Origin of the sequence: Caloramator australicus RC3, assembly GCF_000297115.1 — a bacterium.
GTDB classification, from domain to species: domain Bacteria; phylum Bacillota; class Clostridia; order Clostridiales; family Caloramatoraceae; genus Caloramator; species Caloramator australicus.
In genome coordinates, this window is the sequence record NZ_CAKP01000126.1 from 1 (window position 1) to 10,125 (window position 10,125).

Consider the following 10,125-nt stretch of genomic DNA (forward strand, 5'->3'; position numbering starts at 1 on the left):
TTCTAAGAAATCTTTAAGTTCAGTAACTTGAGCAAATTTTTCACATTTCATGACAATAAAGGCTCTGAAAAGAGCATGGCGAGAAAACCCAGTAGGGCCGTATTTAGAGGGGACCTTATCTGGTAATGGAGATAAATCAAGATTTTCAAAGAGGGTTGTATAAAAATTGATAAGTTTTTGAGAAGTAAAAAATTCAATAATGTTAAAAATTTCTTGACGTTGATACATAGAGATTTCCTCCTTTTTGTTGTTAAATTGAATGTTGTTATATTAATATAATTCGACAAAAAAGGAGGAAATCCTATGAAATATATTTGTGAGTGATAAAAAAATTTAGCCATAGCAGGCTAGTAATTTCAAGGCTTTAAAATTATGCTCAAGGCTATTATTTATAAATTTGGTAGGTGATGAGTGTGAAGGAAAATATAAAATGTCAAATAGATAAGATTACTAACGAAATAAAAAAAATAATTCCGGCGGAAAAAATCTATTTATTTGGCTCTTATGCTTATGGAAATCCAACACAAGAAAGTGATATAGATTTGTGTATTGTAGTTAGTGAAAACATAATAAGTAAAAGGGATATATTGCGTCTTATAAGAAAATCATTAGTGGATGTAGCTGATTTTCCTATTGATATTTTGGTGTATTCAAAGGAGGAATTTACCGAAAGAGCAGAGATAGGCTCTACAATAGAATATAAAATTGTTCATGAAGGGGATTGTTTATATGAACAGTAAGGATATTGCTAATGAATGGTTTGAGTTTGCTGAAATGGACTTAAATTCTGCAAAATTTCTTTTAAATATGCACCCTAAACCTTTAGAAATAATTTGTTATCATTGTCAACAAAGTGCGGAAAGAATAAAGAATTTTGTCCTAGAAAAAGTAAAAAATTATAGTGAAAAATTCTAAAATAATGATAAAATATAATTAACACAGCATTTTGAAAGGGTAGGGTGCTTGATATGAAAAATAAGGTGAATGTTAAGATAAATGGCTGTGAATATACATTGACGGGGACAGAATCAGAAGAGTATTTATTTTCACTGGCTAATTTTGTGGATAAAAGGATTAGGGAAATAAGAAGGAATAATATAAATCATAACGATACTTCTGCTGCAGTTTTAACAGCCCTTTTGATTGCAGATGAGCTTTTTAAATTAAAAAGGGAAGTTGAAGAAATTAAAAAGTCCATAGAAGAGCCAGCTAAAAAGCTTGAAATGCTGCAGTTTGAATTTGAAAACCTTAATAACCAGTATAATTTTGTCCTTGAGGAGAATAATAAATTAAAGCAGGAAAATGAAAAATTAATGTTAAATCTTCAAGAGGTTCAAAAACAATATGAGGAAGCGTCTTTAACTTTTGAAGAATACAGCGAAGAATACAAGAAAATGAAGGAAGATTACGAAAGGCTATATGTTGAAAATCAAAGGCTGCAGGCGGAGGTTAGCCAAAGGGACGAGGATATTAATGAGCTAAAGGATAAACTTTTAGAGAGTGAAATTGAAATTGTAAGGCTCAAAAAAGATTTAAAGGAAGCAAGGGATTTTAATAAGAAAAACTTTTACAATAGGGGGTAAACCCCTATTTTTTGTGGGAGGGAAAACATGGTAGAACTTTTAGCCCCAGCAGGGGATTTTGAATCCTTAAAGGCGGCAATTCTTAACGGTGCCGATGCAGTTTATATAGGCGGAAAGGAATTTTCGGCAAGGCAGTATGCGGGGAATTTTGATAGAGAAGAGATAATAGAATCAGTAAGATTTTGTCATGCATATGGAACCAAGGTTTATGTTACTTTAAATACCCTTTTAAAAAACAATGAAATTGAAAGGGCCCTTGAGTATGCTGCCTTTTTATATCAAAACGGAGTAGATGCCCTTATAATTCAAGACATTGGACTTTTAAAGCTTTTAAGGGAAAACATAAAGCATTTTGAAATTCATGCCAGCACCCAAATGACTGTCCACAACCTTGAAGGTGTTAATTTTTTATATTCTCAAGGGATAAAAAGGGTAGTTCTTGCAAGGGAACTTAGCCTTAATGAGATAGAATATATATGCAAAAATACCGAAGCGGAGATTGAGACATTTATCCATGGGGCACTTTGTATATCCTTTTCAGGGCAGTGCCTTTTTAGCAGTATTATAGGAGGAAGAAGTGGAAATAGAGGAAGATGTGCACAGCCCTGTAGAATGCAGTATTCCTTAGATGATGGGTATAAAAAATATATCTTAAGTCCTAAGGATCTTTGGACTTTAGAACATATTGAAAAATTAATAAGGGCAGGAGTAAAGTCATTAAAGATAGAAGGAAGAATGAAAAGGCCTGAATATGTTGCAACGGTAGTTAGAGCTTATAGAAGGGCAATTGATGGGATTTTAACTCAGGAGGATAAGGAGGATGCTATAAAGATTTTCAACAGAGGAGGCTTTACAACGGCCTATTTATTTGATGAAAATGGACCTAAAATGATGTCCTATGAAAATCCCAAAAATTGGGGTGTTTTACTAGGGAAAGTTATAGAAAAAAAGGGGAAATTCGTTCAAATAAAACTTGAGGATGAGCTTAACTTGGGAGATGGACTTGAAATATTTGGAAAGGGAATAGGAGTTCCTGTTAATACTATTTACGATAAGGATGGGAGGGAAATTCAAAAGGCTAAAAAGGGAGACATTGTAAAAATTTATTTTGAGAATGCAAAGGTTGGGGATATTTTATATAAAACTCAGGATGCAGAGCTAATTAAAAGGGCAAGAGAAAGCTTTGAGGGGAAGGAAACAAAGAAAGTTCCCTTAATTGGAAGATTTAACGCTACAAAGGATGGAATGGAACTTGAAGTTATAGGTCCTAAAAGGATAAAGATAAGCCTTGATGGGGTTGAAATCGCAAAAACAAAGCCAACAACTAAAGAAAGGATAATTGAAGCCCTTTCAAAGACGAAGGATACTCCATTTTTCTTTAAAAATATAGAGGTTGAACTTGAAGATAACCTTATGATTCCTATTTCAAAATTAAATGAAATAAGAAGAAGGGCAATTGAGAAACTTCTTGATGAGCTTCAGGAAAAAAGGGAAGATATAAAGGTTAATATTAATTTTGAAAAAAGGGAAAAGGTAAAAGAGCCAAAGATCATTGTTAAAACTGGAAGAATAGATATTGCAAAAGAGGCACTAAAAAATGGCGCTGATATGGTATTTTTTGGAGGGGATAGATTAAGGATAAACGAAGGGGATATTGTGGATCTTTTGGAATATAAGGATAAAGTTTATCCACATTTTCCTGAGATAATTATAGAAGAATTTGATTATTACAAAGAGAGGGCAATTAAGTTAAAAGATTTAGGATTTACAAAGGCATTATGTGGGAATATAGGCTTTTATAATACGCTTTTAAACTTAGGTTATGATGTCTATCTTGATAAGGGCTTTAACATTTTAAACTCATTCTGCCCCGATACCTTTGAAAATGAGGGTGTATATCTTTCACAGGAGTTGAATCTTTTAGAGCTCAAAGACCTTATATCAAAGACAAATAAGGATACAATTGTTTTTGTCTACGGAAGAACAAGGATGATGGTGAGTAGGCATTGCCCAATAGGAAGTGAAAAGGGATATTCTAAGTTAAATTGCCCAAAGGTTTGTGAAGATAAAATTCATTATCTTAAGGACAGAATGGGGGAAAAATTTTTAATAGCAACGGATCTTTATTGTAGGAGCCATATATTTAATTCAAAGATAACTATAATGCTTGAACATATAAAGGATCTTGTAAGTCTTAATAGTAGCTTTTGGGTTATGGAATTTTTAGATGAGGATGCAAAATTTTCAGGTGAAGTTGTAAAAGCCTATAAGGATGCTCTAACAAGGGGGCATAAAGGTGATTTTTCCTTGAGCAATGAAGCAAAAAAAATATTAGAAGAAAACAAAAACAAAATAACAAAGGGACATTTTTATAGAGGTATTCTTTAAAGGGGATGATTAGATGAACGAAAAAACGTTTAGGGTTTTAGAATATAACAAAATAATTGAAATGTTATCTAAAAGGGCAGTATCAAGTAAAGGAAGAAAAATGTGTGAGGAGCTTTTACCAACATCAAATCTTTTAGAGGTTGAAGATAGGTTAAGGGAAACAAAGGAAGCCTATGATGTTGTTTTAAAGTGGGGAAGTCTTCCATTGGAAGGGGTTAAGGACATAGAGGATTCGGTAAAAAGGGCAAAAATGGGATTTACATTAACCCCTTCAGAGCTTTTGAGGGTTTCTGATATCTTAAGAGTGACTAAAAGATTAAAATCATTTTTTGCCGATGGTGCTAAAAAGGAAAATTACCCAATAATAAATGAAATTATAGAATCCTTATTTTATATTAAAAGCCTTGAGGAGGACATTGAAAGGGCAATTGTAAGCGAAGAGGAAATAGATGATAGGGCAAGTGAAAAGCTATATAGCATTAGAAGGGCAATAAAGGATAAAAACCAAAGGGTAAAGGAAAAACTTCAATCGATGCTTCACTCCCTTTCAAAATATCTTCAAGAGCCAATTATTACAATGCGAAATGGAAGATATGTAATTCCTGTAAAATCTGAATTCAAGGGAAGCGTCGCAGGGCTTGTTCATGACCAATCGGCCAGCGGTTCAACTTTATTTATAGAACCCATGCCTATAGTTGAGTTAAATAACGAAATTAGAGAATTAGAACTTAAAGAAAAGGTAGAAATAGAAAGAATCTTAAAGGAGCTCTCAGAAAAGGTAGCTAAAAATTCTGAGGAGCTTTTACATGACAATGAAAACATAGCCTATTTAGACTTTTTGATGGCAAAGGCAAAGTTTGGACTCGATCTTGATGCTTCAATTCCTGAGGTAAACGATAAGGGGATTATAAACATGAAAAGGGCAAGGCATCCCCTTATAGACAAGGAAAAGGTTGTTCCTATTGATATAAGGCTTGGGCAAAATTATAACGCCCTTGTTATAACAGGGCCTAACACAGGAGGTAAGACGGTTACATTAAAGACCACAGGCCTTTTAACTTTGATGGCAATGGCAGGTCTTGCAATTCCATGTTCTGATGGTTCTACGGTTTCTGTTTTTAACAAGGTCTTTGCGGATATAGGGGATGAACAGAGTATAGAACAGAGCCTTTCAACCTTTTCATCCCATATGAAAAATATTATAAACATAGTCAAAGAAGCTGATGAAAAGTCCCTAATCCTTGTTGATGAGCTTGGTGCAGGGACGGATCCAAGCGAAGGGGCAGCCCTTGCGATGTCTTTGCTGGAATATTTTTATAAAAAGGGTGCTAAATTGGTTGCAACTACCCACTACAGCGAAATTAAAGTATTTGCTATGGAAAAGGAAGGGTTTGAAAACGCCAGCGTTGAATTCGATGTGGAAACCCTAAGGCCGACCTATAGGCTTTTAATTGGAATTCCAGGAAAATCTAATGCCTTTGAAATTTCAAAAAGGCTTGGGCTTGACGAGGGCATAATAAACAGGGCAAGGGAGTTTATATCAAAGGATGTTGCTAAGTTTGAGGATGTAATTCAATCCCTTCAAAATAAGACTTTGCTTCTTGAAAGGGAAATCGATGAGGTTCAAAAGATTAAGAGGGAAAACCTTGAGCTTAAAAAGGAATACTCAGAGAAAAAATATAAGCTTGAGAGCCAAAGGGATAAGGAAATAAAAAAGGCACAGGAAGAGGCAAGAAGGATTATAAGGCAGGCAAAGGAAGAGGCGGATGCCATTTTAAAGGAGCTTAACGAACTTAGAAAAAGAGCCCTTGAGGCTGAAAGTATAAGGGAAGCAGAAGAGGCAAGAAAGAAATTGAAAAATAAACTCGATGCAATGTCAAGCAAAGAGGAAGAAGTAATCGTAAAGGATGGAATGATAGAGGCAAGGGATGTAAAGGTTGGAGATGAAGTGTATGTTTCTACAGTTTCTGCAAAGGGGACGGTTCTTTCGCTTCCAGATGCCAAGGGTGAAGTTTTAGTTCAAATTGGGGTTATGAAGATGAGTGTTCCACTGGATAAATTGTTTATAGAAGAAAAGGGGAAAAAGCAAGCACAAAAATTAGGAACAACAAAGATTATAAAGGAAAAGGCAGAAAATATTTCAACAAGCATCGATTTAAGGGGACAGACAATAGATGAAGCACTTTATAATCTTGATAAATATCTAGATGATGCCTTTTTATCCGGTCTTACTAAGGTTACTATAATCCACGGCAAAGGGACAGGTGCCTTAAGGGAAGGCATACAAAGGGCCCTAAGAAGTCACAGCCATGTAAAAAGTTTTAGACTGGGCGATTTTAGTGAAGGCGGAAGTGGAGTTACAATTGTTGAACTTAAATAAACTTTTAACAATAGTTTACTAAATTCAGATTTTACTATATAATTTATACTTGTGCGACTTTTGAGGGTGATATAAATGATTTTGGTAAGTGCTTGTCTTTGTGGAGTAAATTGTAAGTATGATGGTGGAAATAACTTCAATGAATTTTTGTATCGAAAGCTAAAAGAAGGCAAATTAATCCCAATATGTCCTGAACAGCTTGGGGGGATGACTACTCCAAGGCTTCCTTCTGAAATCATAGGAAGTGCAAAGGATGTATTGGAAGGTAAAGGACAAGTTGTTAATATCAAGGGTGAGGATGTAACTAAATTTTTTATTAAGGGAGCCTATGAAACTTTAAATATAGCAAAGGCTTTTAACTGCAAGGCAGCTATTTTAAAATCTAAGAGCCCATCCTGTGGAAAAGGCTATGTTTATGATGGAACCTTTTCTAATAAATTAAAGGAGGGTAATGGGATAACAGTAGAGCTTCTTTTGAAAAACGGGGTTGAAGTAGTAGATGAAAAAGACGTTGCTGCAATAGAAAAACTACTGGAAAGGATGATATAATGGAGGCTAGAAAACTAGAAACCTACGAAGAAAAGGAAATCCTAAAAAAGGAGCTTGGTCTTTTAGAGGCAATAGCAATAGTAATTGGTGTAGTTATAGGGTCAGGTATATTTTTTAAGCCGGCAATAGTTGCTAAAAATGCTGGTGCACCAGGCCTTGGAATATTGGCTTGGGTTGTTGGAGGAATTATTACAATAGCTGCAGGACTTACTGTTGCAGAAATTGCAGCAGCAATTCCAAAAACAGGAGGGCTATATGCTTACCTTAAAGAATTATATGGAGACCTTGCAGCATTCCTATTAGGATGGGTTCAAATTGCTGTGTATTTTCCAGGTTCAGTTGCTGCCCTTGCGATAATCTTTTCTATTCAGGCAACGGCATTTATTCCAATGACAGAAATGCAACAAAAACTCTTAGCGATTTTTGTTTTATTTTTCCTATCTGTAGCAAATATTATTTCAACTAAATTTGGTGGAAAAATTCAAACTGTAGCAACGATAGGAAAGCTCATTCCTATATTTGTTATAGCTATTTTTGGGCTTATAAAGGGTACAGCCCATGGCTTTACTCCTATGGTAGCTCAAGAGAGCACAGCAGGAGGATTTGGACTTGCAGTTTTAGGAACTTTATGGGCATATGATGGATGGATAAATGTTGGTAATATCGCAGGAGAGCTTAAAAATCCAGCAAAGGATCTTCCAAAGGCTATAATAATTGGGCTTGGACTTGTGTTAGTTGCATACCTTTCAGTTAACCTTGCAGTATTAAATGTATTACCATTTGACCAAGTTATAGCATCAAAGAAGGCAGCATCAGATGCAGCAGTTGTTATGTTTGGAAACTTTGGTGCATCCTTTATATCCCTTGGAATTTTAGTTTCAATATTTGGGGCTTTAAACGGCTACATCTTAACTGCTTCAAGAGTTCCATATGCAATGGCAGAGGAAGGGTTACTCCCATTTAAGGGATTTTTCTCAAAATTAAGCCCAAAATCAGGAACACCAATTAATTCAATAATCTACATTTTTGCAGTAGGAACTTTATATATATTGACAGGATCCTTTGATACACTAACTGATCTTGTTGTATTTGTTCTATGGATATTCTTTACTATGGCTGTTGCTGGTGTATTTGTTTTAAGAAGCAAATTTAAGCACCTAAAGAGGCCATATACAGTTCCACTTTATCCAATAGTTCCATTTATCGGAATTGCAGGTGGACTCTTTATACTAATTAGCACAATAACAACAAGCACAAATAGAGCACTATTAGGTCTTGGAGTAACGCTTATCGGTATTCCAATTTATATGTATTTAAAGAGAAAGTAATGTTAAGGCAGGGTAAAACCTGCCTTTTTTATTTAAATTTAAATAAAAAACTTAAATAATATAATTGACAACTGATAATGGTAAATTTATATTGTTCTTAGAAAATAAATAACGATACTTAAAAGAATTTAGGGAGGGAATTTGTGGGGATTTGAAAGAATAGTATTTATAGAACTGCACAAGAGATTAGAATTATAGTAATGGAACATATAAGATGTATTTTAAAAAGTATGGGTTGGTAGGAGGAGAACCTATGAAAAAAGCTATAATAGGTGGGACAGGTGTCTATGATTTATACCCAAATTGCTATTCAAAAACCATAAATACGAAATACGGAGAAGTAGTCGTAGACATTGTAAATATTAATGGAGAAGAAATTGTCTTTTTAGCAAGACATGGTAAGGGCCATACGGTTCCTCCACATCTTATAAATTATCGCGCAAATTTAAAGGCGCTTGAAATGCTTGGTATTAAATATATTTATGCTACTGCAGCAGTAGGATCCTGCAATGAAAATTATCAACCTGGTGATGTGGTTATTTTGACTGACTTTATTGATTTTACTAAAAATAGAACTTTAACATTTTATGAAGGGGGGGAAGAGGGAGTAGTTCATACTAACATGGACAATCCTTATTGCCCAAATCTTATTAATAAGTTTTATGAAGCATCAAGGGAAGTTGGCTTAAAGGTTAAGGGAGAAGCTATATATATATGCACAGAGGGACCAAGATTTGAAACAAAGGCAGAAATAAAAATGTATAAAAAACTAGGTGGAGATGTAGTAGGGATGACGAACGTTCCAGAAGTGGTATTAGCAAAGGAATTGGGGATGTGTTATTCAGCAATAGGTATTATAACTAATTGGTGCACAGGAATAAATGCAACAGATATAGTATTGCATGATATTCAAGGCAGTATGAACAAAAATAAAGAAAAGATTATGGAAACATTTTTGAAGGTCTTTTTAGAAAAAAAATTAGACCAAGATAGCTGCAAATGTAAAGATAGCAGAATAAAATTATAACACTGTTAAGATAAAGTAGAGTGTTGACTACAAATAAGTTGTTAGGACATAAAACCAAAAACAAATTATTAAAGAGGATAGTGATTTTTCTATCCTCTTTTTTATTACCTGGCACGAAAGCTTAAGTTCTGCTATAATCTTCTTGAGGTGATAATATGTTAAAAGGGAGCAAGACCTTTATAAGAGCTATAGAGATGGAGGATGCAAGGGTACTTTCTGCTTGGCTTAACGATAGGGAGACTAATGCTTTTTTGGATATAATATATCCCTTATCAAAGCGCTACTGTGATAACTTTACTTTAGAGGGTGAGGAATATAACAAAAGGATATTTATAATTGATTAAAAAAGCGTCCGCACACTCGTGACTTTAGTCATGAGTAAGGACGCTTTAATAATGACATATGTTATTTGTGTATCATAACTTATATTAGTCATAGTGTAAAATTATTGTAGGACGAAAAAGGACAAAAAATTTAAAAGAGACAACCCCTGTGGTAAAATAAAAAGTGGAAAAAACACAAATCAATAAGGGGGTGTCTCTTTTGAATAATATTATACAACATGATATTATACAACAACATTTAATAAATTTCACTACTAAATTAATAAAAAATGTAGAAGAAATGCTGTCAAAAGAATGGGATTTTACAAAACTTGTTGAGGTAGTTAAAGAATCGACTGATGAACTTGGAAGGAATATAATAAAAGACTTTTTAGAAGAATTAGATAAAGCGATTAAAGAAGATGATAAGAGAAAAAAGGAATGGATAGTTGAAAGAAAAGACAAGAAAAGTATTATTACGCTCCTAGGAGGAATAGAATATTCAAGAACAATACTACAAATCAAGAAAGAGCGGAGAATATAGATA

Annotated in this window: 10 protein-coding genes and 1 pseudogene; 10 read left to right on the forward strand and 1 reads right to left on the reverse strand. The window is 34.1% G+C overall.

The annotated features are described in order from the left end of the window. Positions 1–228: pseudogene (locus tag CAAU_RS12080) on the reverse strand (transposase); the annotation flags it as partial. A 185-nt stretch (positions 229–413) separates the two neighbouring features. On the opposite strand from CAAU_RS12080, the gene CAAU_RS12085 reads away from it, so the two are divergent. The 10 genes from CAAU_RS12085 to CAAU_RS12130 all read left to right on the forward strand — a co-directional run bounded on the left by CAAU_RS12085 (position 414) and on the right by CAAU_RS12130 (position 10,122). Further along, positions 414–740 (forward strand): nucleotidyltransferase domain-containing protein, encoded by a 327-nt coding sequence (locus CAAU_RS12085; RefSeq protein ID WP_008909720.1) that lies wholly within the window; start codon positions 414–416, stop codon positions 738–740. Further along, complete coding sequence (locus tag CAAU_RS12090) at positions 730–915, forward strand: HEPN domain-containing protein (RefSeq protein WP_008909721.1); 186 nt, start codon at positions 730–732, stop codon at positions 913–915. The genes CAAU_RS12085 and CAAU_RS12090 overlap by 11 nt, the downstream gene beginning before the upstream one ends. 53 nt (positions 916–968) lie before the next feature. Then, positions 969–1,583 carry a cell division protein ZapA gene (locus CAAU_RS14030; RefSeq protein ID WP_008909722.1) on the forward strand — a complete coding sequence of 205 codons (615 nt, stop codon included), beginning with the start codon at positions 969–971 and terminating at the stop codon, positions 1,581–1,583. A 27-nt stretch (positions 1,584–1,610) separates the two neighbouring features. Then, positions 1,611–3,971 (forward strand): U32 family peptidase, encoded by a 2,361-nt coding sequence (locus CAAU_RS12100; protein ID WP_008909723.1) that lies wholly within the window; start codon positions 1,611–1,613, stop codon positions 3,969–3,971. Between the two features lie 13 nt (positions 3,972–3,984). Further along, positions 3,985–6,351, forward strand: a complete 2,367-nt coding sequence (locus CAAU_RS12105; protein ID WP_008909724.1) for an endonuclease MutS2 — start codon at positions 3,985–3,987, stop codon at positions 6,349–6,351. A 75-nt stretch (positions 6,352–6,426) separates the two neighbouring features. Continuing rightward, positions 6,427–6,900, forward strand: coding sequence for a 2-thiouracil desulfurase family protein (locus CAAU_RS12110; protein WP_008909725.1), 474 nt, complete (start codon positions 6,427–6,429; stop codon positions 6,898–6,900). Then, positions 6,900–8,228 carry an APC family permease gene (locus tag CAAU_RS12115; protein WP_008909726.1) on the forward strand — a complete coding sequence of 443 codons (1,329 nt, stop codon included), beginning with the start codon at positions 6,900–6,902 and terminating at the stop codon, positions 8,226–8,228. The genes CAAU_RS12110 and CAAU_RS12115 overlap by 1 nt, the downstream gene beginning before the upstream one ends. Before the next feature lie 253 nt (positions 8,229–8,481). Then, the gene (locus tag CAAU_RS12120; RefSeq protein WP_008909727.1) at positions 8,482–9,255 is read left to right on the forward strand and encodes an S-methyl-5'-thioinosine phosphorylase; all 774 of its coding nucleotides are present in this window, start codon (positions 8,482–8,484) and stop codon (positions 9,253–9,255) included. A gap of 155 nt (positions 9,256–9,410) precedes the next feature. After that, positions 9,411–9,599, forward strand: a complete 189-nt coding sequence (locus tag CAAU_RS12125; RefSeq protein ID WP_008909728.1) for a hypothetical protein — start codon at positions 9,411–9,413, stop codon at positions 9,597–9,599. 199 nt (positions 9,600–9,798) lie between these two features. Further along, positions 9,799–10,122: a UPF0236 family transposase-like protein gene (locus CAAU_RS12130; RefSeq protein WP_008909729.1), complete on the forward strand. Its 324-nt coding sequence runs from the start codon at positions 9,799–9,801 to the stop codon at positions 10,120–10,122. The last annotated feature ends 3 nt before the right edge of the window (positions 10,123–10,125 follow it).